The organism is Thioclava sp. F42-5 (genome assembly GCF_002213195.1).
GTDB classification, from domain to species: Bacteria; Pseudomonadota; Alphaproteobacteria; order Rhodobacterales; family Rhodobacteraceae; genus Thioclava; species Thioclava nitratireducens.
The window spans coordinates 218,856-242,959 of sequence record NZ_NBNZ01000006.1 but is presented as its reverse complement, the minus strand read 5'-3'; the positions used below and the strand labels follow the sequence as shown (position 1 = coordinate 242,959).

At 65.5% G+C, this 24,104-nt stretch carries 16 protein-coding genes; 5 read left to right on the top strand and 11 right to left on the bottom strand.

Annotation, left to right across the window (positions count from 1 at the left end):
• Window positions 1-5: 5 nt before the first annotated feature.
• The 3 genes from B6V74_RS15995 to B6V74_RS15985 are packed head-to-tail and all read right to left on the bottom strand — an operon-like array spanning window position 6 to window position 5,157.
• Complete coding sequence (locus B6V74_RS15995; protein WP_088723372.1) at window positions 6-2,147, bottom strand: dynamin family protein; 2,142 nt, start codon at window positions 2,145-2,147, stop codon at window positions 6-8.
• The gene (locus B6V74_RS15990) at window positions 2,144-3,220 is read right to left on the bottom strand and encodes a dynamin family protein (RefSeq protein WP_075774982.1); all 1,077 of its coding nucleotides are present in this window, start codon (window positions 3,218-3,220) and stop codon (window positions 2,144-2,146) included. The genes B6V74_RS15995 and B6V74_RS15990 overlap by 4 nt, the downstream gene beginning before the upstream one ends.
• Window positions 3,217-5,157, bottom strand: coding sequence for a dynamin family protein (locus B6V74_RS15985; RefSeq protein ID WP_075774983.1), 1,941 nt, complete (start codon window positions 5,155-5,157; stop codon window positions 3,217-3,219). The genes B6V74_RS15990 and B6V74_RS15985 overlap by 4 nt, the downstream gene beginning before the upstream one ends.
• A 469-nt stretch (window positions 5,158-5,626) precedes the next feature.
• On the opposite strand from B6V74_RS15985, the gene B6V74_RS15980 reads away from it, so the two are divergent.
• From B6V74_RS15980 to B6V74_RS15960, 5 genes are all read left to right on the top strand, one after another.
• The gene (locus tag B6V74_RS15980) at window positions 5,627-6,466 is read left to right on the top strand and encodes a helix-turn-helix domain-containing protein (RefSeq protein ID WP_088723370.1); all 840 of its coding nucleotides are present in this window, start codon (window positions 5,627-5,629) and stop codon (window positions 6,464-6,466) included.
• Window positions 6,467-6,476: 10 nt separating this feature from the next.
• On the top strand, window positions 6,477-7,475 hold the full coding sequence (locus B6V74_RS15975; RefSeq protein WP_088723369.1) for an ArsJ-associated glyceraldehyde-3-phosphate dehydrogenase: 999 nt from the start codon (window positions 6,477-6,479) through the stop codon (window positions 7,473-7,475).
• Window positions 7,472-8,740 (top strand): organoarsenical effux MFS transporter ArsJ, encoded by a 1,269-nt coding sequence (arsJ, locus tag B6V74_RS15970; RefSeq protein ID WP_088723368.1) that lies wholly within the window; start codon window positions 7,472-7,474, stop codon window positions 8,738-8,740. Before B6V74_RS15975 ends, arsJ begins: the two co-directional genes overlap by 4 nt.
• 97 nt (window positions 8,741-8,837) lie before the next feature.
• Entirely contained in the window at window positions 8,838-10,514 is a 1,677-nt protein-coding gene (locus tag B6V74_RS15965) for an AMP-binding protein (protein ID WP_240497128.1), read from the top strand.
• Complete coding sequence (locus B6V74_RS15960) at window positions 10,511-11,278, top strand: crotonase/enoyl-CoA hydratase family protein (protein ID WP_088723366.1); 768 nt, start codon at window positions 10,511-10,513, stop codon at window positions 11,276-11,278. Before B6V74_RS15965 ends, B6V74_RS15960 begins: the two co-directional genes overlap by 4 nt.
• A gap of 372 nt (window positions 11,279-11,650) precedes the next feature.
• Here B6V74_RS15960 and B6V74_RS15955 read toward each other — a convergent pair whose 3' ends face one another.
• The 8 genes from B6V74_RS15955 to B6V74_RS15920 all read right to left on the bottom strand — a co-directional run bounded on the left by B6V74_RS15955 (window position 11,651) and on the right by B6V74_RS15920 (window position 23,937).
• The gene (locus tag B6V74_RS15955; RefSeq protein WP_075774989.1) at window positions 11,651-12,496 is read right to left on the bottom strand and encodes a dipeptide ABC transporter ATP-binding protein; all 846 of its coding nucleotides are present in this window, start codon (window positions 12,494-12,496) and stop codon (window positions 11,651-11,653) included.
• Complete coding sequence (locus tag B6V74_RS15950; RefSeq protein WP_075774990.1) at window positions 12,493-13,326, bottom strand: ABC transporter ATP-binding protein; 834 nt, start codon at window positions 13,324-13,326, stop codon at window positions 12,493-12,495. Before B6V74_RS15950 ends, B6V74_RS15955 begins: the two co-directional genes overlap by 4 nt.
• Window positions 13,327-13,330: 4 nt before the next feature.
• Complete coding sequence (locus B6V74_RS15945) at window positions 13,331-14,230, bottom strand: ABC transporter permease subunit (protein ID WP_075774991.1); 900 nt, start codon at window positions 14,228-14,230, stop codon at window positions 13,331-13,333.
• A 5-nt stretch (window positions 14,231-14,235) separates the two neighbouring features.
• Window positions 14,236-15,243: an ABC transporter permease subunit gene (locus tag B6V74_RS15940; protein WP_075774992.1), complete on the bottom strand. Its 1,008-nt coding sequence runs from the start codon at window positions 15,241-15,243 to the stop codon at window positions 14,236-14,238.
• 160 nt (window positions 15,244-15,403) lie between these two features.
• Window positions 15,404-17,002, bottom strand: a complete 1,599-nt coding sequence (locus tag B6V74_RS15935; protein ID WP_088723365.1) for an ABC transporter substrate-binding protein — start codon at window positions 17,000-17,002, stop codon at window positions 15,404-15,406.
• Window positions 17,003-17,222: 220 nt separating this feature from the next.
• The gene (locus B6V74_RS15930) at window positions 17,223-18,101 is read right to left on the bottom strand and encodes a transglutaminase family protein (RefSeq protein WP_088723364.1); all 879 of its coding nucleotides are present in this window, start codon (window positions 18,099-18,101) and stop codon (window positions 17,223-17,225) included.
• A 4-nt stretch (window positions 18,102-18,105) separates the two neighbouring features.
• On the bottom strand, window positions 18,106-20,541 hold the full coding sequence (locus tag B6V74_RS15925) for a circularly permuted type 2 ATP-grasp protein (RefSeq protein WP_088723363.1): 2,436 nt from the start codon (window positions 20,539-20,541) through the stop codon (window positions 18,106-18,108).
• Window positions 20,542-20,562: 21 nt separating this feature from the next.
• Window positions 20,563-23,937, bottom strand: coding sequence for a transglutaminase family protein (locus B6V74_RS15920; protein ID WP_088723362.1), 3,375 nt, complete (start codon window positions 23,935-23,937; stop codon window positions 20,563-20,565).
• Between the last annotated feature and the right edge of the window lie 167 nt (window positions 23,938-24,104).

Below are 24,104 nucleotides of genomic sequence, written 5' to 3'. Positions count from 1 at the left end.
TGTCCTCACGCCGCGCGGGATGCGGGCTTGCGCCGCGGCATCATCGTGCTGCTGACGGCGCTTTCGATCGCGCCGAGGTTGATCAGGCGCCGTTCCAGAACTTCCAGCTTGCTCTGGATGCGCGACGCCATCCGGCTTTGCTGGGCGGGATCACGCGCCAGCCGTTCCAACTCGGCCCGCTCCTGCTTGAGCTGCAGGGTCCGCTCGCGCACGACCATCTCCATCATCCGAACCATGACCCGCAGTCGCGACCCGCCCGCGGTCGCGCGCTCCACCAGCGTCTCGCCATAGGCTTGCAGGATCTTCTCCACCGCAGGGCGCAACTCTTCCGCCGCGACGACGCGCAGACCCTCGAGCGTCTTCTCGATATTCACGGTCGGTCCACGCCAGAAAGCCCAGCCGCGCTCCAACGCGAAATTGATCCGCAGCGCGCGCCGGGTCAGCGTCAAGGTCGAGGTGAAGGTGTCATGCGGCATATCCGCGAGGTCGATCTCTTCGCTGGGATCGTCGAACCGGTCCACGATGGTTGTGCGGCAGGCATGGATCGCATTGTCGAGCAGCACGTCGATCGCGGCCCGTGAGCGGGCGTAGCTTTTCGTCACTTCGCGTTCGAGCGCGATCTGCAACGCGGTCGTATCGGTCTCGAAGCTGCGCGGCGGACGGCCGTCGCGGATCCGATTGGTGCGCAGAACCTCCTCGAACCGGGCACGCTGACTGTTGACGAAATCCTCGATGCTCTTGTTGAGCCGCGTCTCCAACGCCGACCAGCCTCGGTTCAGCACGGATTCGATCTGGTGTTCGGCGCTCTCGACATGGTTTTCGAGCGCGCCGCGCAGCGCCTCCGTCGCCTCGATCTCGCCGGTCATCTCCTCGATCGCGGCCTCCGCCACGTCCGAGCGAATGCTCTCGATCTGCATCTGCAGCGTATCGCGTTCGCGGCGGGCGACGAATTGCATCCCCGACAGCTCCGCGCGCAAATCGCCCCGCAGCTGGGCGAGCTGCTGACGCCCCACCCCGCCATCGATCACGGCAGAGAGCACGTGTTTGACCTCTTCGACGCCCGAGGCCAGCAGAAGCCGATCGATCGGATCTTCGGGCACACGGCCGAAACGCGAATACAGATATTGCGCCAGCTCCATCGAATCCATCTCGGCGCGCGCCCAGGCGGCTTCCTCGTCGGAGCGCTGGGTGAGATCGGCGAGATAGGCACTGCCCGCGACGATCTTGAAGTCGATGTCGGGGATCGCCGCGCGCAGGCGGCGCGACACATCGGCAATCACGCGGGGCACTTCGACCGCGTAATCGTCCAACTCGTCGATCCGGTTGAGGAAGATCAGCACGTCCTTGTCGTCCTGCCGCGCGAGGATACGGATCAGGGCGAGGTCCACATCGGTCAGCGGCTGATGCGCCGAAAGCACCATGATGAACACGTCCGAGCGGTCGAGCGAGCGGCAGGTAAACTCGTCGCGCACGAGGAACGGGTCGTTCACGCCGGGCGTGTCGGTGATGATCGTCGGCACCTGAAACTCGGGTAAGCGCATGTAGATATGGGCGCTTTTCGTCAGCGCGGCGAACCGGCCAAGCGCCTCGCGATCCAGCCCGTCATCCGCGCCCGGCCCGGCACAGACATAGCGCTGCAACAGGTCGGGGGCGAGGAAGTCGTAGTCGTGCTGCTGCCCCAGAAGCGTGTGGTAATGCTTGCCGAGCCGCCGTTGCGCGCGCCGGCGCATCTGCTCGGACTGCTCGCGCAGGATGTCGGTATCGAATCCCGGCAGCAGCTCTTCGGTCAGTTGCCGGATGCGCGTGCCACCATTGATGATCTCGTCCCAATCGGCTTCCGAGAAGAACTCGAACCGGGCCCCCGTCACCGGATCTTCCGGCAGGTTGATGCGCATGTTCGTCACGACCGAGGTCCACGGATTCACGTCCGAGGGCAGGAAGTCATGCTGGTGCAGGAAGGCGTTGAGGAAGGTCGACTTGCCCGCCTTCACCTGCCCGATCACCGCCACGCGCGCCGCCCAGTCATGCAGCCGCAAGCGCAGATCGCGGATGCGCGGACGGGCGCTGCGTTCGACGGCGGTTTCCACCTGGTCGAGCGTGCCGTCGAGAAAGTCGAGTTCCTTACGCAGTTGCGGGGCGATCTTCATGGCGTGCTCCTCCTCGTCGCGTAGGCCGGCTCGGGTTCGTCCGCGGCTCTGGCATCGAGCCGGTCAAGCAGATGTTCGACATGGGCGAGGACATCTGCGGCATCGGTAAAGGCGTGACCCGCCGTGAGTTCCTCCCACAGCGCGCGGGCCGGGCCCGGCATCGAGGCGGGCTCTGCGGGCGGGTAGTCGGGCAGCGGCGAGTCGAGGATCAGCGGCTCGGCATCGGTCACCTCGGGCAGCTCCGCGCCCTCCGCCTTTATCAGGCGCGCCGAGCGCAGACGGCGCGGCTTGACCGGCATGCGCGGCTTCGGGAAAGCGATCACGTCGCGCTCGCGCACGAATTTGGCGACCGTCTCGTTGGTCTCTCCCGATGGTTGGCCGATCTGGCCGATCAGCCGCTCGATCTCGCGCCCGATCTGCGCGACGTCCTGCGCGTCGGTCAGTGCCGCCAGACGGATCGTCGGGAAAACCTCCCCCGCCTCGCGCTGAACCCGGCGCATCAGGCGCGCGCGGGTGCGTTCGTCGGGCAGACGGTCGCCATGGGTCACGACGAGCATCGGCTGCTCGAGAAGCGCCTGGGGCATCGCGTCCCAGACCGCCTTCTCGCTTTGCCGCCACGCCTGCGTAGCGTTGGTGCACCAGATCACGAGATCGGCATAGCGCAGCATCCGCTGCCAGCTTTCCATCGGCATGTTCGGGTCCGACGAACCGGGCGTGTCGATGATGTCGATCCGCTCGAGGATCGGCGCACCATGCGCGATCACGCAGTAGCGCGCCTTTTCCAGATTGAGCTGCGCCAGATCGCAAAGCGGGCGCGCGACCTCCTCCTTGTCGATCCAGATCTGCCCCCGGTCCCTGCCGTGCACCAGCCAGATCGGCGGCAGGGCGGTCGCGGTGACATGCGAGGGCAGCACCTTCTCGCCCAGCAACCCGTTGATGAGACTGGTTTTGCCAGCCGAGAATTCGCCCGCCACCAGCACCCGCAGCTTGCGCGGTTTCGCGGCTGCTTGCGGGCTCTGGGCACTCGTGAGGTCCGGCAAGGCAGGGCGTTCGCGTTTGCGCATCGAGTTCATGCCGAGAGCCTTTCCTTGTCGTGTCCCGCCGCGCCCGAGAGGCAGCGCTCGCGCACCGCCTTGCAGAACTGACCCTGATCGAAAACGAAGCGCTCCACGATCTCGCGGCTGCGCGCGATGGCGGGGTCGAAATACTCGGTCATCAGGTCTTCGATCAGCGGCGTGGTTTCCGCGATTATCACATCGCGGTAGCGCGCCTGTGCCGCGCCCTTGCGATTGAACCGCCAATAGCGACGCCACCACGCGCCCTGCATATCCAGCGTGATCATTCGCGCGAGCACCGTCGGCGCGCGATGTTGCGGCTGTTCGGGGAAGCGGCTCACATCGGCCTCGCGGATCACGCCGAACTCGGCAGCGAGGAAGCTGTCGATCCCGTCGCTGACCATGTCGAGCGCCGCCTCGCCCTTGCGCCGCAGCCGCGCGCAATTGGACGCGAAGGCGGTCTTCATCGCCATGCGCAGCGAAGTCGGATCATGGGTCCACGCGCCGATCTCGCCATAGGTGTCGATATGCGACTGCAGCGCCTCTAGCGCCGAGGCCACGAATTGCTCCTGCGCCCGGTCGAGCCGCTCGCGCAGCTCCGCACGAAGGTCCGCGGCATCACGGTTGAAGGCGGAGACGGCCTCTTCCTCGATCTCGGCAAGGCGCATCATCAGTTTGGACTCGCTGAGGATGGTGGAGGGATCAGCCACGCGGGCGACGCTATCCACGGTCTCGGCGCGCTCGATGATGCGCTCCAGCTCGTCCTGCACATCGCCAAGCACCGCCTGCCCCGGCCCGTCGACGATCCGCTTGACCACCGCCTGCATCAACGCACCGATCCCGGACGCTTCCATCGCCCGCTGGCGCAACTCGGTCTCGCTGGTGGGCGTGGGGCCGGTCATCTTCTCCAGCGCCGCGCGGCTGGCGGGCGCCATCTCGTTCACATCGCCCATAGCGCAATTGGCCCAGTAGCCCGAGCCGAACAGGATCTCGATCTCCTCGCCCAGCCCCATGCGCCCCAGCGTCTTGCGGATCGAGCCGCGGATCGCGGCCTGCGCCCCGCGCGGGTCTTCCAACTCGTCGATGCGGTTGACGAAGATCACCACCTCGCGCGCATCGATCGCGCAGATGATGCGCAGCAGCGCGAGATCCATCGTGGTCAGAGCCTGATGGGCGGAGAGCACGACGATACAGGCGCGGCTGTCGCCGATGGCATTGAGCGTTATCTGCTCGCGCATCATGAAGGTGTCGTTCACACCCGGCGTGTCGCGCAGACACAAGCCGCGCGGCAGATGCGGCAGATCGAGATAGAGATCGGCGGATTTCGTCAGATCGGCATAGGTGCCTTCGCTCGCGCCCTCGGCCAGATCGTCAGGATCGCCGTAGCAGATATATTGATCCAGCACCGCCTTATCGAGCGTCGGGAAGGCGCGGCTGGTGCCGAGAAGTTCCTCGAACTGCTCGCCAAGCCTCGCCTCGGTCGCGTTGCGCATCGCGGTGACCTGTTTGCGCACGCTCTCGGCCTCGGTCTCGAAGCCCGCGCGGTTGGCCATCTCGCCCAGACGCCCGCCGGTCGCCACAAGCCGATCCCATTCGTGACGGTCGAAGAAACGAAACAGCGCGCGCGTGTCCATCGGGCGGTGGCGCGCGTTCAGATGCAGCGCCGTGATCACCGAGGTCCAAGGGTTCACATCCGAGGGCAGCATCCCCGGCTTGCCGATCAATGCGTTGAGAAGTGTGCTCTTTCCCGCTTTGACCTGGCCGATGACGCTGACGGTCGGCTCGAACGCGTCGATCATCTCGAGCACGCTGTCGAGCTGGTCCTCGACGAAGCCGAGATCGGCGTCCGAGACATCCTTTACGGCCTGTTCGAGCTGGTCGAGCGTCTCCCAGTATGAATTGAGCGCCTCGAAACCGCGGCGATGCCAATCAAAGATGGAATTCGCTTCATACACGAGGGGCACTCCTTTCCGCAGGGGCGATGCGGTCTTGGGCGGAAACGGTTCGGCACACCCCATGCCGCCCGAGACCGCCAACGTTACAGGGACGGCGCGCGCCCCCTTCTTGGCGACGCACCGGCTGGGTCGGTTCGTGCTTAAGTTCTGTTGTGCACTCTTGTCCGAAATGCGGCAGAGATTATGGCAGAGCGACCATAATTGCCGTCCGGGGCAGCGCGCGGCGCATTTCCCCGATCACGATTTTTCGCCTGTTTTCTTTGCTTTGCTGGGTCGATGCGAAATATGTGACGCAAGGGAAGTCTCGTTTCGGCCCTATTTCCCTGCGTATTCACGAATTTGTGAGCGTTTCCGGTTATCGCGCGTTACCGCAGGTTTTCCGTGGATTGTTTACACATGATCCGTCTATCGCGCACCGTCATCAAAGCTTCACTTGATCCGACTCTCTTATTTCGTAAAACCTCGAAATATGGACGAGATGACACCCCAACGGCTCACCGTGCTGGGCCACGCGCAACGCCTAGCGATCTTCCGGCTGCTGATGCGCCGGTATCCCGACCGGCTGCCCGCAGGCGAAATCGGCGCGGCGCTGGGGCTGAAACCCTCCACGCTCTCGGCCTATCTCGCAGCCCTCGCCGAAGTCGGGCTGATCGGTCAGACGCGGGCCGGCACTTCGCTGCGCTACGGGATCGAGATGGAGACCGTGCGCAACCTCTTCGACGCGCTTCTGATCGACTGCTGTCAGGGACGCCCCGATATCTGCTCTCCCCTCACGCAACCCGATCCCAGCGGAGACAGCCGCATGACGCAATCTGCAACGGGCCGAAAATTCAACGTGCTTTTCATCTGCACCGGCAATTCGGCGCGCTCCATCCTTGCCGAGACGATCCTGCGAGACCGGGCGGGCGACCGGTTCAAAGCCTATTCGGCGGGCACGAAACCCTATTCAGAGCTGAACCCTTTCGCGGTGCAGGTGCTGCGCGACAAGGGCCATGACGTGGAGCCGCTGCGCGCGAAAAACATCTCCGAGTTTCAGGGAGAGGACGCGCCGGTACTCGATTTCGTCTTCACTGTCTGCGATCTCGCCGCCAACGAGGAATGCCCGCCCTGGCCCGGCCAGCCGATCAGCGGCCATTGGGGGATGCCCGACCCGGTAAAGGCGACCGGCACCGAGGCCGAACGCGCGCTGGCGTTCCAGCAGGCCTATGGCGCGCTTCACCGCCGGATCGAGGCCTTCGCCGCCCTGCCGCTTACCACGCTCGACCGCATCGCGCTGCAATCCGCCGTCGATGACATTGGCCGCAACTGAAGGACTGACCATGACCACCTACGCCCTCAATGGCCTCGGCCGCATCGGAAAACTCGCCTTGAAGCCGCTGCTGGAGTGCGGTGCGAAGATCGCATGGATCAACGACGCGGTGGGCGATGCGGCGATGCAAGCGCATCTGCTGGAATTCGACTCCGTTCATGGCCGCTGGGACGCGGAGTTTTCGAGCGACGCGAACAGCGTCACCATCGACGGCACCCGCCTGCCCTTCATCGGCACGCGCAACATCGAGGACCTGCCGCTGGACGGGGTCGACGTGGTGATCGACTGCACCGGCGTCTTCAAATCCGAAGCCGCGCTCGCCCCCTATTTCGCCGCCGGCGTGAAGAAGGTCGTCGTCTCGGCCCCGGTGAAGGACGGCCCGACCGCGAATATCGTCTATGGCGTGAACAATGACGCCTACGATCCGGCTGCGCATAGCATCGTGACGGCGGCCAGCTGCACCACCAATTGCCTCGCCCCGGTGGTGAAGGTGATCCACGAGAACCTGGGGATCAAGCACGGGTCGATCACCACGATCCATGACGTGACCAACACCCAGACCATCGTTGATCGCCCCGCGAAGGACCTGCGTCGCGCGCGTTCGGCGCTCAATTCGCTGATCCCGACCACGACCGGCTCGGCCACCGCGATCACGCTGATCTACCCCGAGCTGAAGGGCCGCCTGAACGGCCATGCGGTGCGCGTGCCGCTTCTGAACGCCTCGCTCACCGATTGCGTCTTCGAGGTCGAGCGCGAAACGCGTGCCGAAGAGGTCAACGCGCTGTTCAAAGCCGCCGCTGAGGGCGAGCTGCACGGCATCCTCGGCTACGAGACGCGCCCGCTGGTGTCGTCTGATTACACCAACGACATCCGCTCCTCGATCATCGACGCGCCCTCGACGATGGTCGTGAACGGCACGCAGGTGAAGGTCTATGCGTGGTATGACAACGAGATGGGCTATGCCTACCGGCTCGCCGATGTCGCACTGATGGTGGGAGCCTCGCTGTGACCGACCACCCCGCCAGCCGCCCCGAAGGCTTCTCCGCCTATATCGCGGTGACGGCGGCCTATTGGGCCTTCATGCTCACCGATGGCGCGCTCCGGATGCTGGTGCTGCTGCATTTCCACACGCTCGGCTTCTCGCCGGTGCAGCTGGCTTACCTGTTCATCCTGTATGAAGTCGCGGGGATGGTCACGAACCTCTCGGCGGGCTGGATCGCGGCGCGGTTCGGGCTGGTTTCGACGCTCTATGCGGGGCTGTCGCTGCAGGTCGTGGCGCTGATCGCACTGGCGCAACTGAACCCGGGTTGGGCGATTGGCGCCTCCGTCACGTATGTGATGATCGTGCAGGGCCTCAGCGGGGTCGCGAAGGACCTTGCCAAGATGTCCTCGAAATCGGCGGTGAAGCTGCTGGCGCCCACCGACAATGGCGGGCTCTTCAAATGGGTCGCGGTGCTGACCGGGTCGAAGAACGCAGTGAAGGGCGTGGGCTTCCTGCTGGGCGCGGCGCTGCTGGCGGCGCTCGGCTTCGATTACGCGGTGGTCGCGATGGCGGTGGTGCTGGCGCTGATCCTCGCCGCAATCGTCGTGGCGATGCCGCCGGGCCTGCCGCGCGGGCGCAAGGGCGCGAAATTCTCCGAGGTTTTCTCGAAATCGGCCAATGTGAACTGGCTCTCCGCGGCGCGGGTTTTCCTGTTCGGCGCGCGCGACGTCTGGTTCGTCGTCGGCATCCCGATCTATTTCTACGCGGTTCTGTCGGACGGGACAGACGCGGGCGACCGCGCGGCCTTCTTCCTCGTGGGCACCTTCATGGCGCTCTGGATCATCCTCTACGGCGCGGTGCAGGCCGCCGCCCCGCGCATCCTGAAGGCCAAATCCCGCCCCGAAAGCGCACTGATCGGGGCCGCGCGGCACTGGGCGCTGGCGCTGCTTGCCGTGCCTGCGCTCCTCAGCGCCGCCGTGCTGATCGACCCGACGCCATCGCTGTGGCTCAGCACCGTGCTGGTCGTGGGTCTGCTGGTCTTCGGCGCGATCTTCGCGGTGAATTCCTCGCTCCACTCCTATCTCATCCTCGCCTTCACGCAGGCCGAGCGGGTGACGATGGATGTGGGCTTCTACTACATGGCCAATGCGGGCGGGCGGCTGATCGGCACGCTGCTGTCGGGGCTGAGCTACCAGATGGGTGGGCTGGGTGCCGTGATGATCACCGCGACGGGGATGGTGGCCTTCAGCGCGCTGGCGGCGGGGCGGCTCTCAGCGCAAAGCCCCGCATAAGCCTGTGAGCGGAGATGGACATTCCCGGCTCTCCGCGCTTTTCTGAGCGGCGGAGGAAAGCGGCCCCCGCGCCGCTTGCAAAATGGGAGGAGAGCCGGTGCTGTCACGCGGCAAGGATTACGCGGCCACGCGGGCTGCGTTTCGATGGGACATACCCGAACGCTACAATATCGGCGTCGACACGTGCGACAAATGGGCCGCGCGCGAGCCTGACCGCGTCGCGCTGATCGAGGTCGAAGAGGATGGCTACGGCGCAGTGCGCGAGACCACCTTTGGCGCGTTGCGCGAGGCCTCGAACCGCTTCGCCAACGTGTTGGCCGGGCGGGGCGTAGGCGGCGATGGGCGCGAGACCGGCGACCGGGTAGCGATCCTGCTGCCGCAACGCCGCGAGACCGCCATCGCTCATATCGCGGCCTTCAAGGCGGGCTGCGTCTCGCTGCCGCTGTTCACCTTGTTCGGCCCCGAGGCGCTGCTGCACCGGCTGCGCGACAGCGGCGCGCGGGTGCTGGTGACCGACCCGGCGAGTTACGAGGTGATCGCCGCAATCCGCTCCGAATTGCCCGATCTGGAGACGGTTTTCGTCACCGATGGCGGCGGGACGCAACCGGAAGGCGCCGCGGATTTCGACGCCGCTCTCGCCGAGGCTTCGCCCAAGTTCACCCCCGTCGATACCAGCGCCGAAACCCCCGGCGTGCTCATCTACACCTCGGGCACGACGGGCAATCCGAAAGGCGCGCTCCATGCCCATCGGGTGCTGCTGGGCCACCTGCCCGGCGTCGAGATGAGCCACGATTTCCTGCCGCAGGCGGGCGACCGCATCTGGACGCCCGCCGATTGGGCGTGGATCGGCGGGCTCTTGGACGTGCTGCTCCCGGCGCTGCATCACGGTGTGCCGGTCGTGGCTTGCCGCTTCCGCAAGTTCTCGGCGCAGGCGGCGGCCGATCTGATCCGGCGTCTGGGCGTGCGCAACGCTTTCCTGCCGCCCACCGCGCTGAAGATGATGAAAGCCGACCCGGAGAGCCTGTCTTGGAGCCTCAATATGCGCTCAGTCGCCTCGGGGGGCGAACCGCTGGGCGCGCAACTCCTCGACTGGGGGCGCAAGGCGCTTGGCGTCACGATCAACGAATTCTACGGCCAGACGGAGTGCAACATGGTGGTCTCGTCCGCCGCGAGCCTTGATGCGCCCGAACCGGGTGCTATGGGCTGGCCGGTGCCGGGCCACGAGGTCGCGATCGTCGACAGCCAGACGGGTCAGATCCTGCCCGATGGCGAAGAAGGCGCGATCGCGGTGCGCGCGCCCGACCCCGTGATGTTTCTCGGCTATTTCAATCAGCCCGAGGCGACAGAGGCGAAATTCGTGACCGGCCTCGACGGGCGCTGGCTGCTGACCGGCGACCGGGGCGTCAGCGGCGCAGACGGCAGGCTGCGCTTCATCGGGCGCGACGACGACATCATCTCGACCGGCGGCTACCGTGTCGGCCCCGCCGAAATCGAGGATTGCCTGATCTCCCATCCGGCGGTGCAGATGGCGGGCGTCGTAGGGCAGCCCGATCCGCTGCGCGGCGAGATCGTCGCGGCCTTCGTCACGCTCTGCCCCGGCCATGCCGATACCGAGGCGCTGCGCGACGACCTTGCCGCCCATGTCCGCGCACGGCTCGCGAAATACGAATACCCCCGCGCGATCTACGTGATCGACGACATGCCCGTGACCACCACCGGCAAGATCATCCGCAACGCGCTACGCGCCCGCCTACCCAAGGAGCCCGCCCAATGAGCCCCGTCCTATTCGAGACCCGCGGCAACATCGCGATCATCACCCTCAACCGCCCCGAACGGCGCAACGCGATCAATGCCGAAGCTGGCCACGCTTTGGCCGAGGCGGTAGCCCGTCTGGAAGCGGATGACGCGCTACAGATCGGTATCCTTCGCGGCGAAGGCGCGGTGTTCTGCGCGGGCATGGACCTCGCCGCTTTCGCCGAAGGTAAGGTCGAGGAGTTACTATTTGCTGAAGGCGGTTTCGGCGGCCTGACCCAATCCCACCGCAGCAAGCCGATCATCGCCGCCTGTCACGGCGCGGCGCTCGCGGGCGGGTTCGAACTCGCCTTGGGCTGCGACATGATCGTGGCGGAAGACGGCTGCCGCTTCGGCCTGCCAGAAGTGCTGCGCGGTCTGGTTGCGGGCGCGGGCGGCGCGTTGCGGCTGGCGAGCCTCATCCCCCCGGCCCGGGCGCGCGAATTGCTGCTGACGGGGCGGCTTTTCGACACGGCGGAGGCGTGGGAGCTGGGCCTGATCGCCCGCCGCGCCGAGGCCGGGCAGGCATTTGACGCGGCGCTCGCGCTGGCCGAGGAGGTCGCGAAGAACGCGCCCTTGGCCCTGCGCGAAACCCTGCGGCTGTCGCGCGAGATCGAGCGCCGCGCGGTCGATCCTCTCTGGGAGGAGAACGCGCGGACCTTGAAGGCCGTGATGGAGAGCGAGGACGCCGCCGAAGGCGCGCGAGCCTTCCTCGAGAAACGCGCGCCGGAGTGGTCCGGGAGATAAGGGCCGCACCCGAGCCTTGGGGTGAGCCGCGTCTCGGAAGGGTTCCAGTGGAAGGCTTCAGCGGCGAACGCGCCGCGCGGCGCGGCGCACGGGGCGTCTGTGTTTGGCGAATAGGGACGCGCCCGAGCCTCGGGTGGGCGCTTCGTTCCCGTCGACGCTCGGCACTTTATCTCGCAAGCCCGGACGACGGTAATGCCCGCGATGACATCGCCAATGCGCCCTCTCGGGGGGAGGACCGGCCGCGGCCCGGGGCTGGTCGCCCCGTGCCAAAATCAGACCTGAGAGCGTTTCACAAAATGAAAAGGCCCGAGGCGCATCGCCCCGGGCCCCTTTTCTTAACTCCGAACGGTACTCGAAAGCGCCGCCCGGCCCTTATGTCTCCGCCGCGGCCAAGAACGCCTTTCGGCGTTCGACCCGCTCGCGGATCTTTTCGACATCGGCGATCGGCGTCGCGGCCAGCAGCGTCTTGGTATATTCGTGCTGCGGATTGGCGAAGATCTGATCGCGCGAGGCGTATTCCACCACCTCGCCCGCATTCATCACCATCACCTCATCCGCGAAATAGCGCACGACCGAGAGGTCATGGCTCACGAAGATATAGGACAGGTCGAACTCGTCCTGCAGGTCTTTGAGCAGGTTCAGCACCTGCGCCTGCACCGACAGATCGAGCGCCGAGACCGGCTCGTCCAGCACGAGGATCTGCGGGTTCAGCATCAGCGCGCGCGCAATCGCGATCCGCTGGCGCTGGCCGCCCGAGAACATGTGCGGGTAGCGGTTGTAGTGCTGCCGCTCGAGGCCGACCTTCTCCAGCATCTCCTCGGCGCGCTTGCGGCGCTCCTTGGCGGGGATGTCGGTATTGATGATCAGCGGCTCGGTCAGCACCTCGCCCACCTTCTGGCGCGGGTTGAGCGACGAATAGGGGTTCTGGAAGACGATCTGAACCTTGGCGCGCAGTTCGGACGTCACCTTGGTTTCCTTGATGTCGATCTTCTCGCCCTGGATATACAGATCGCCCGAATTGGCCGGGTCGATCAGCGTCAGGATACGCGCCAGCGTGGACTTGCCGCAGCCGGACTCGCCGACGATGGCCAGCGTCTTGCCCTGCTCGAGCGAGAAGGAGATGCCGTGCAGCGCCCGGATCGTCTTCGCCCCGCGCAGGAACCCGCCCGAGACGATGTAGTCGCGCGTGATGTCGCGCCCTTCGAGGATCACACTCATTGCACGCCCTCCCAGCCATCGGCGACGGTCAGCAGACGGTCCCCGGTCGCGTTCTCCGGCAGCGCGGCCAGAAGCGCGCGCGTATAGGGATGCTGCGGGTTCTCGAAGAGTGAGAGCACGTCGGCCTCCTCCAGTTTGCGGCCCTTGAACTGGACCGAGACCCGGTCGGCGGTCTCGGCCACGACGCCCATGTCATGGGTGATCATGATCAGCCCCATGCCGTATTCTTCCTGCAGGCTCATCAGCAGATCGAGGATCTGCTTCTGGATCGTCACGTCGAGCGCGGTCGTCGGCTCGTCGGCGATCAGCAGGCGCGGCTTGCAGGCGATGGCCATCGCGATCATCACGCGCTGGCACTGCCCGCCCGAGAGCTGGTGCGGATAGCTGTTCAGCCGCCGCTCCGGGTCGGGGATGCCGACCTGTTCGAACAGCTCCAGCGCGCGTTTGCGGGCATCCTTGCCCTTCAGGCCAAGATGACGCGTCAGCACTTCCTCGACCTGGAAACCACAGGTGAAGGAGGGGTTGAGCGAGGAGATCGGCTCCTGGAAGATCATCGAGATTTCCTTCCCGATGATCTGGCGACGTTCGCGGCCAGACATTTTCAGCATGTCGCGCCCGTCATAGGTGATCTCGTCGGCGGTGATCGTCGCGGTGGGCGGCAAAAGCCCCATCACGGCGAGCATAGAGACCGATTTGCCCGAGCCGGATTCGCCCACGATGGCGAGCACTTCGCGGCCGGAGACCTCGACATCGATCCCGTCCACGGCGCGGAAAGCGCCCTGAGCGGTGTCGAATTCGACGGTGAGATTGCGGATTTTCAGCAAGGACATTGGCTCAGCTCCGCTTCAGTTTCGGATCGAGCGCGTCACGAAGGCCGTCGCCCATCAGGTTGATCGCCAGCACCGTCACGAGGATCGCGATACCCGGGAAGGTCACGACCCACCATGCGCGCAGGATGAACTCGCGCGCTTCCGACAGCATCGTGCCCCATTCCGGCGTCGGCGGCTGCGCCCCCATGCCGAGGAAGCCGAGCGCCGCCACGTCGAGGATCGCGTTCGAGAAGCTCAGCGTGCCCTGCACGATCAGCGGCGCGAGACAGTTCGGCAGCACCGTACGGAACATCAGGCGCATATGGCCTGCGCCCGCGACCTGTGCGGCCATGACGTAATCGCGGTTCTTCTCGGACAGCACCGCGGCCCGCGTCAGGCGCGCGAAATGCGGCTGGTAGACGATGGCGATGGCGATCATCGCATTGATCAGGCCCGGGCCGAGCACCGCCACGAAGACGAGCGCGAGCAGCAGCGACGGGAAGGCGAGGATGATATCCATCACCCGCATGATCACGGTATCGACCCAGCCGCCGAACCAGCCGGCGAGCAGGCCGAGGAGCACGCCCACGGAGAGCGCGAGCAGCACGACCATCACGCCGATGAACAGCGAGAAGCGCGCGCCGAACAGCAGGCGCGAAAGGATGTCGCGCCCGACCGCGTCGGTGCCCATCAGGAACGTCCCGTTCGCGTCATGGGTCAGCGGACCGGCCAGAAGCGCGTCACGGAACTGCGTATCGGGATCGAAGGGCGCGACCAGCGGCGCCGCGATCGCGGCCAGCGCGATCAGCACGAACACCACCAGACCCAGAACGGCCCCACGGTTTTCCTTGAAATAGAACCAGAACTCGGCGAATTGCGCGCGGCGCGTGCCGGCCGGGATATCGGTTTCGATCACTTCGGACATGTCACTCACCTATGCCGGATACGCGGATTGATCAGACCGTAGAGCAGATCCACGATCAGGTTCACGAACATCACGATCAGCGCGATCATCAACAGCCCGCCCTGCACGGAGGGGTAGTCGCGCCGCGAAATCGAGTCGACCATCCATTTGCCGATGCCCGGCCAGGAGAAGATCGTCTCGGTCAGGATCGCGCCCGCCATCAGCATGCCGACCTGAAGGCCGATCGTGGTGATGACCGGGATCATCGCATTGCGCAGCGCGTGGACGCCCACGACGCGGCGCGGCGGCATCCCCTTGGCGCGTGCGGTGCGCACGTAATCCTCGCCCAGCACTTCAAGCATGGCCGAGCGGGTCTGGCGCGCGATCACCGCGAGCGGGATCGTCGCCAGCACGATCGCGGGCAGGATCAGGTGGCTCAGCGCCGAGGTGAGCGCGCCGGACTGCCCCGACATCAGCGCATCCCAGATCATGAAGCCGGTGCCGTTGGGGAAGTAATACATCAGCGAGATGCGCCCCGAGACCGGCGTCCATTGCAGAATGCCGGAGAAGAGGATGATGAGCAGCAGGCCCCACCAGAAGATCGGCATCGAATAGCCCACCAGCGCCGTGCCCATCGTCGCCTGATCGAACCACGAGCCGCGCTTGATTGCAGCCATCACGCCGATCGGAACGCCGATCACCACGGCGAGGAACATCGCGCAGACGCCCAGCTCCAGCGTGGCCGGGAAGAGTGCGAAGAACTCACCGAGCACGGGTTTGTGGGTCACGAGGCTGTCGCCGAGATTGCCATGGGCGAGTTGCCAGATGAACTCGAGATATTGCTGCCAGAGCGGGCGATCGAAGCCCAGCTGATGCGCCAGCTCGGCATGGCGTTCGGGGCTCAGCCCGCGCTCGCCTGCCATCAGCAGCACGGGATCCCCGGGCAGCACCCGAACGAAGCCGAAAGCCACGATCGTGATGCCGATCAGCGTAGGGATCAGCCAGAGGATCTTGCCGATTATGAAACGTAACATGTCACCGGTCCTGTTTGCGGTTCTCTGCGGAACCTTCGTGGAGCCCCTGCCCGCCGCACACTGTCGCGCCCGCGGTCATCGGTCTCCGATGTTTGGCCCCTGAAAGTATTGCGAGGCGCCCGGTCTCCCGGACGCCTCAATCAGACGGGTATTCTCAGGATCACTCCGAGATGTCCACCCCATAGAAGTCGTGACCGCCCAGCGGGCTCATCACGTAGCCGGTGACCTTCTTGGACATCGGCATGAACACGGTCGAGTGGGCGATGGTGTCCCACGGCGCCTGTTCCTTGAAGACTTCCTGAGCCTCTTTGTAGAGCTTGGTGCGCTCGGCCTGATCGTTGCTCTGACGTGCCTTGGTGATCAGATCGTCGAATTTCTGATTGCACCAGAAGGCACGGTTCGCACCGCTTTCGGCCGCCGAGCAGCCCAGCAGAACCGCGAGGAAGTTGTCCGGGTCGCCGTTGTCGCCGGTCCAGCCGAGAATCACCGCGCCGTCACGGCTCGGGTCTTTCGACTTCTTCAGGTACTCGCCCCACTCGTAGGAGACGATGTTCGCCTTCACGCCGACCTTGGCGAGATCCGACTGCATCAGTTCCGCGGTGCGGCGCGCGTTCGGCATGTAGGGCCGCTGCACGGGCATCGCCCAGATGTTCATCTCGAGATCCTTCACGCCGGCATCCTCGAGCATTTTCTTAGCCTGCTCAGGATCGTAGGCGTCGTCCTTGATGTCCTTGTTATAGGACCACATGGTCGGCGGGATCGGGTTCTTGGCAACCTGGCCCGCGCCCTGGAAGACCGCGTCGATGATCGCGTCCTTGTTGATCGCCATGTTCAGCGCCTTGCGGACTTCGACCTTGTCGAACGGAGCCTGCGTGGTGTTGTAGGCGAGGTAGGCCACGTTCAGACCGGGCTGCTCGTCGACCTTGATGTTCGAGTCGTCCTTGAGCGCCTGGATGTCGGCCGGCGCCGGGTACGGCATGATCTGGCACTCGCCCGCCTGCAGCTTCTGCATGCGCACCGCCGGATCGGGGGTGATCGCGAAGATCAGGTCGTCGACCGGGGTCTTGCCCTTGAAGTAGTCCGGATTCGCCTTGTAGCGGATCACGGCGTCCTTCTGGTAAGCCACGAAGGAGAACGGGCCGGTGCCGACGGGCACGTTGTTGATGTCGGCCTTGCGGTCTTCGCCGGCGAGCTTGTCGGCATATTCCTTCGACAGGATCGACGCGAAGTCCATCGCGAGGTCGGCGAGGAACGGCGCGTTCGGCTCGGACAGGGTGAACTTCACCGTGTAATCGTCGACTTTCTCGATCGATTTGATGATCGTCGGCATATCCATGCCGGCATAGTATTCATAGGAAACGCCCGGCGCGTAAGCGTAATAGGGGTTGTCCTTGTTGCCCTGACGGTCGAACGAGAAAATCACGTCATCGGCGTTGAAATCGCGGCTCGGGGTGAAGCCCTCGACCGAGTGGAATTTCACGCCCTTGCGCAGGTTGAACGTGTAGGTGAGGCCGTCATCCGAGACTTCCCAGCTTTCCGCGAGGCCCGGTTCGATCTCGGTCGTGCCCGGCTTGAATTCGACGAGCTGGTCATAGACGGGGTGCGAAGAGGCGTCGAACGTCGTCCCCGAAGTATAGGGCGCGGGATCGAAGCCTTCCGGCGACGCTTCCGAGCAGTAAACGAGCGTCTTGGCGCCGGCCCCGCCTGCGGTCATCATCACCGCGGCAGCCCCCGCCAAAAGCATCGAGCGAATGGTCATGGTCTGTCCTTCCTGTTGGTTGGTCTTTTCGTGTGTGCCGCCGCCCCCTCAACGGTCGCGCGGACGCGACATCGTGGGACGGTTCAAACACAAACTGGTGAGGAGTAAATCGTGCTTTGATCACGTGGTCAATGAATGCCGTGACGTCGCGGGTCACGAGCGGGTGAAGCTTTCGTGCGTCCGAGGCACGGGGTCACGCCGCAGCGCGCCGTTCGCCGCCTCAATCGAGCGGGATCACGTCCACCGCCTGCGCGCTTTGCTGACCGCCCGCCCCGCGCATCGCCCCGCGCAAAGGCGGCACGTCGTCATAGTCGCGCCCATAGCCGACGGTGATGTAATCCTCGCCCGCATATTGATCGTTCGTGGGGTCGAATTCGATCCAACCGGTCTCCGCGCCCGCCCATGCGCGCACCCAGGCATGCATCGCATCCGCGCCTTCCAGACGCGGTTGGCCGGGCGGCGGATAGGTTCGCAGGAAGCCCGAGACGTAGCCCGCAGGGATGCCCACCCCGCGCAGGCAGGAGATCATGATATGGCTGAAATCCTGGCAGACGCCGTGGCGGTTCGCGAAAGCCTCCGCCGCAGGCGTGTTGACATCGGTCGCGCCCGCATCGAAGCGCATCTCCCGGTGCAGCGCACGCCCCAATGCCTCGATCGCGCCACGCGCGGTCTGGCCCGGCTGCAACTGCGCCCGGGCGAACTCGGTCATCGCCTTGGTCGGCGAGGCGCGGCGCGAGGGCGCGAGGAAGTGATGCGGCGCGTCGGGCGCGAGGCTGCGAAATTGCGCGATCTCCTGCGCCAGTTCCTCGCGCGGCGACGACAGGTCCAGCCCCGGCTCCGCCAGCCCGCGCTCAATCTTGGCGTTCAGCGTCACTCCGATCTCGGCGACCGGCGCGTGCCAGACCGCCGAGGTCATGCCATTGCCGAAGAAATCGCGCGACTCGTGACGCTCGTCGGGCGGAGGATCGAAGCTGAGCACCCGCGATGTGACGGTTTGCAGCCCCGCGATGTCCGAGGGTAGCACCCGCAGCAGGGTCCGCGCATGATCCGATGGCGCGTTATACCTGTAGGTCAACTTCAGCTTCACCTCGTAACGCATAGGATCACCTCAGATATTTCTGCGACACGAGATCGGAGAGCCGGAACAGGTCCGACCGGATCTGCTGTAACATCTGCAGCGTGACCTCCTCGGGCTCGATCACCGAGAGCTGGGTGCGCAGCGGCATGAGCGCGCGCAGCAGATCGCCCGGACGCCCGGCGACCTCCGCACCGGGAAGTTCATCAAGAAGCGCTTTCAAACCGTTGATATGGAAAAGAATTGCGCGCGGATTGGCGGCGTCGAGCACCAGCAGGTCCAGCACCGTCTCCAAGTTGGTGCGCACCCGGTAGCGGCGCTGGTGGGTGATGACGCTGTCGGCCACCTCCACCGCCAGATCGAGCGCTCCTTCCGGTGCGTCCTCGGCGGTGAAACGGATCAGCAGCGCGGCCAGCCCGTCGGCGCGCTCCAGCGCCCGCCCGATCGACAGGAAGCGCCAGCCCTCGAAGCGATACATGTTCTCGTGCACGAGCCCGGAGAACCCCGTGATCTTGCGCAAAAGCACCCCCATCGCGCGGGCCGCATCGTCGCCGGGGCGCGCGGTATTCACCATCTCCCGGGCGGTCTTCGACAGATCCTTCAGCGCGAGCCAGCCATCGGTCGAGAACCGGTCGCGTACTTTCGACGCGCAGGCCTGCGCCGCATCGAGCCGCTGCAACAGCGCGTCGGGCACCGGTTGCGAGATGTCGAAGCCATGCGCTCCGAGAAATTGCGCAAGCCGTGCCAGCCGCGGGTCTTCCGGGCTGCCTGTCGCGGCGAGGCGCAGGTGATAGGCGCGGATCACCCGGATCGAGTCTTCGCAGCGCTCGATATAGCGGCCGAGCCAGTACAGGTTGTCGGCGGCGCGCGCAGGCAGCGTGCCGGGGATCTTGCGCCGGAAGGTTCCAGTCTGGCGCGGCGCGATACTTGCCGAGGGCACCGGCTTATCCGAGACGATCCAGACATCGGCCACCGCGCCGCCTTGCTGCATCGAGAGCGCGGTCGCATCGCCTTCTGGCCCGATCCGGGCATAGCCGCCCTTCATGAACTGCCAGCCCTGCGGCGTGCGCGCCGCAAATACGCGGACCGTCATCGGACAGGGCCGGATCGCGCCGCCGCCCTGCCCGTCGTCATGCCATGCGGGCGTCGTCGAAAGCGTCACCGCCTCCTGCCCCACGAGCTTGCCGCCCTCGGCCTCCAGCCAATCCGCGATCGGCGCCTCCGCCCCCGAACGGAACTGCCCGCCCAGCGCGGTCGCGGCATCCAGATCGAACGGGAGATCCACCGCCATCGCGGGGCCGATCATCATGTTGGCCGCATTGGCGCGCACATGGGCACGCTCGGACGCGCCGCCGCACCACCATGTCGCGATATTGGGCATGGCGAGCGGCTGACCGGTCAGCACCCGCGAGATCTTCGGCAGGAAAGCCATCAGCGCGCGGGTTTCCAGCACCCCTGCGCCCAGCGCATTGACCATCGCGAGATTGCCTTCGCGCACCGCCTCCATCAGGCCGGGCGTGCCGATCTGCGTGGCGGGATCGAACTCCAGCGGATCGACGAAGCCCGCATCCATCCGCCGCCAGAGGGCACCCAGCGGCTGTGGCCCCTCGATCGTGCGGACCATCGCCTCGCCGTTCTGGACCAAGAGATCCTCGCCTTCGAGAAGCGAGAGGCCGAGGTAGCGCGCGATATAGGTGTGCTCGTAATAGCTGTCATTGGCCGGGCCCGGCGTCAGGATCGCGGCGCGGCGCATATCTCCCTCGCCCCGCCCCGCCAGCGTCTCCAGCGCGGCGCGGAAATCGCCGAAGAAGGTGGCGAGCTTGTGGATATGATCGCGCGGGAAGCTCTCGGGGAAGATGCGCCCCGTGGCCATCCGGTTCTCCAGCGCGAAACCTGCCCCCGAGGGCGCCTGCGTCCGATCCCCCAGCACGAACCACGACCCGTCCGGCGAGCGCCCGATCTCGAAGGCGAGGAAATGCAGGTAGTTCCCCCCCTTGGGCTGCACCCCCACCATCGGGCGCATCCAGTGCTTATTGCCCGCGATGAGTTCCGGCGGCAGGTGTCCGTTGGAGACCAGCGTGCCAGGCCCGTAGAGATCGGCCATCACCGCCTCCAGCAAATCGGCGCGCTGTGCCAGCCCCTCGCAGATGCCGGACCACTCGCTTTCATGCAGCACGACGGGAATATGGCTAAGCGGCCATTCGCGTTCGGCCAGAACGTCGTTGGAATATTGCCGGTAATAGACGCCCGCGTCGCGCAGGTATTGATTGCCGCGCTCGAACCGCTGGGGGATTTCCCCCGGTTCGAGCTGCAGGAACTTCTCCACGAAGGGCCGCCAGACCCGCCGCATCGCGCCGGAGCGTTCGAACAGCTCGTCGGCCACGCCGGGCACAGGCGCATAGCCCGCCAGAAGTGGGTGCTGTTCGAGCGGGCTCGCAGCGTCGGGCGTATCGGGGCTTTGCATAGGGTCTCCGTTAGGCTCGGATCAACTCAGCCCGACAGGACGTCGCAGGTCAAGCGTCAGGGGAAACTCCGGATGCGGGGTCTCCGGTTCCGGACGATAGGCCCCCGGCGTGTGACCGTGCCCCTCGAAGCGCGCCAGTCGGCGGGCTTCCGCCTCGTTGCCGTTCACCGGGAAGGTATCGTAGTTGCGCCCCCCCGGATGGGCCACGTGGTATACGCAGCCCCCGATCGCCCTGCCCGTCCAGTCGTCATAGATGTCGAAGGTCAGCGGCGCATTGACCGGCAGCGTCGGATGCAGCGCCTCTGCAGGTTGCCATGCCTTGAACCGTACCCCGGCGACCGAGACCCCGCTCTCCTGCGTCCGCGCCAGCGGCACGGGGCGACGGTTGCACATCACCTTGTAGCGGTCCTGATGGAGCGAAGTCATTTTCACCTGCAGACGCTCCACCGAGCTGTCGGTATAGCGAACAGTACCGCCAATGGCGCCGGTCTCCCCCAACACATGCCACGGCTCCAGCGCCTGACGGATCTCGAGATGCACGCCTTCCGCCTCGATCTGACCGCAGAAGGGGAAACGGAACTCCGATTGCGCTTCGAACCATTGCGGATCGAGATCGAAACCGTGGCGGCGCAGATCGGCGAGCAGATCGGTGAAATCCTCCCACAGGTAATGCGGCAGCATGAAGCGGTCATGCAGCACCGTACCCCAGCGCACCGGACGCCCCTCTACCGGTGCATTCCAGCACCGCGCGATGATGGCCCGCAACAGAAGCTGCTGGGCCAGCGACATGCGCGGGTCCGGCGGCATCTCGAAGCCGCGAAATTCGACGAGGCCAAGTCGCCCCGTGGGCCCGTCGGGCGAGAACATCTTGTCGATGCAGATCTCGGCGCGGTGCGTGTTCCCGGTGACGTCGGTCAGCATGTTGCGCAGCAGCCGGTCCACCAGCCACGGCGGCGGGACGTTGCCTGCCTCGGGCGGATGGATCTGGCTCAGCGCAATTTCCAGCTCGTAGAGCGTATCGTGCCGCGCCTCGTCGATCCGCGGGGCCTGGCTGGTCGGACCGATGAACAACCCTGAGAACAGGTAGGACAGCGACGGGTGCCGCTGCCAGATCAGGATCAGCGATTTCAGCAGATCGGGGCGACGCAGGAAGGGGCTGTCGAGCAGCGTCTCCCCGCCGACAACCACATGGTTGCCGCCCCCCGTGCCGGTATGGCGCCCGTCGATCATGAACTTGTCGGCCCCCAGCCGGGACTGGCGGGCCTCCTCATAGATCGCCTCGGTGGTGGCGACGCAGTCCTCCCAGCTATGAGCGGGATGGATATTCACCTCGATCACCCCGGGATCGGGCGCGACCCGGATCACGTTGAGGCGCGGGTCATGCGGCGGGGCGTAGCCTTCGATATGGATCGGCAGCCCCATCGCCTTGGCGCTTTCCTCGGCGGCGGCGATCAGTTCGAGATAGTCCTCCAGATCCTCGGTCGGCGGCATGAAGACGCACAGCCGCCCGTCGCGCGGCTCGACCGAGATCGCGGTGCGCACGACGCCGTCGATCGTATCCAGATCCTGCTCCACGATGGTCTGGCCCGGCTCGGCCGATTGCGCCTCGGAGACGGGCTGGCTGTGTTCCTCGGTGGGCTTGTCGACCAACCCCTTCGCGACGGCCTTCTCCATCTCGGCATGGAAATCGGGCAAATCGCCTTTGGGCAGCGAGGTATCGGTGACGTAGTGATAGGGATATTGCGCGGGCGGGACATAGGGCAGCGCGCCCAGCGGCAGACGGAACCCGGCAGGGCTGTCCCCGGGGATCAGGAACAGCTTGCCGCGCCGGGTCTTCCACTTCTCCGAGCGCCAGCGATGGCCGGGCTGCGCCTTGGCCTGCCAGCGCTGCACCGGCAGGATGTAGCCCGTGGGCGTCTCCAGCCCGCGATTGAAGACCCGGGCGAAACGGGCGCGATCCTCGGGGTTCTTCAGCTTGCTGTCTTCGGGCGTGACGTTCTCTGGCAGGTTGCCTTCCTTGAGCATCCATTCAGCCGGGTCTTCATAGGCGGGCTGCGCGTGATCGGGCTCGATCCCCAAATGCTCCGCGATGCCGCGCATCAGCGTGCCGGCTTCCTCCGGGCCCGCGCCGGTCTTGTCGCCCTCCTTGGCGATCAGATCTTCGTCGCGCCAGATCGGCTTGCCGTCGCGCCGCCAGTAGAGCGAGAAGGTCCAGCGCGGCAAGCTTTCGCCCGGATACCATTTGCCCTGCCCGTAATGCAGAAAGCCCCCCGGCGCGAAGCGGTCGCGCAGTCGCCGGATCAGCTCATCGGCCAGCGCGCGCTTTTGCGGGCCCACGGCGGCGGTGTTCCACTCGTCGCTCTCGAAATCGTCGATGGAGACGAAGGTCGGCTCTCCCCCCATGGTCAGGCGCACATCGCCCGCCTTCAGGCTTTCATCCACCTTGCGCCCCAACGCATTGAGCCGCTTCCATGCCTCGTCGGAGAACGGCTTGGTGATGCGTGGATGTTCGGCCACCCGGTCCACCGTCATGTCGAAGGCGAAACTCACCTCCGGGCTGCCGACCGAGGAAAAGCCCCCCGAGATCGGGGCGGCGTTGCGGAAATGCGGAGTGGCGGCCAGCGGGATATGGCTCTCCCCGGTCAGAAGGCCCGATGTCGGGTCAAGCCCGATCCAGCCCGCGCCGGGGATGAACACTTCGCACCACGCGTGCAGGTCGGTGAAGTCGTGGTCGGTGCCAGACGGCCCGTCGAGCGCCTCCAGATCGGGCTTCAGCTGGATCAGGTAGCCCGACACGAACCGCGCCGCGAACCCCAGATGCCGCAGCACCTGAACCAGTAACCACGAGCTGTCCCGGCACGAGCCAGAGCGTTTCTCCAAGGTCTCCTCGGGCGTCTGCACGCCGGGATCCATGCGGATCGTGTAATCGACGACCTTCGAGATATGCGCATTGAGCGCGACAAGAAAATTGACCGTCCCTTTGATCGTGTAGTCGATCTCGCCGATGAACTGCGCCAGACGCGGGCCTTCCGGCTCGGGCGTGCGGTAGATCGACAGATCGTCGCGCAGCTCCTCGGGATAGTCGAAGGGCCATTCCTCGGCATATTCCTCGGTGAAGAAGTCGAACGGGTTGTAGACGGTCATATCCGCCGTGAGGTCCACTTCGATCTTCAGCTCGGTCACCGGCTCGGGAAAGACGAAGCGCGCGAGCCAGTTGCCATAGGGGTCCTGCTGGTGATTCACGAAATGCCCGCCGGGCGAGACCTTGAGCGAATGCGAGATCACCCGGGTGCGCGAATGCGGCGCGGGACGCAGGCGGATGATCTGCGGGCCGAGCGTCACCGGGCGGTCATATTGGTAATGGGTCAAGTGATAGATGCTGGCATGGATCGCCATAAGTCTCGCTCCCGCAATAGGATGTCGCGTTTCTTCACGATGACGGAGCGAGGCCACCGGTGAAAGGAACAATTTCGAAAAATACGCCCTGCCCCTGCTTATTGCGAAATCGAACGCCCAATAATGAGGCAGGAAGCGCGCCGGCAAATTATTTCCGATTATTTCAC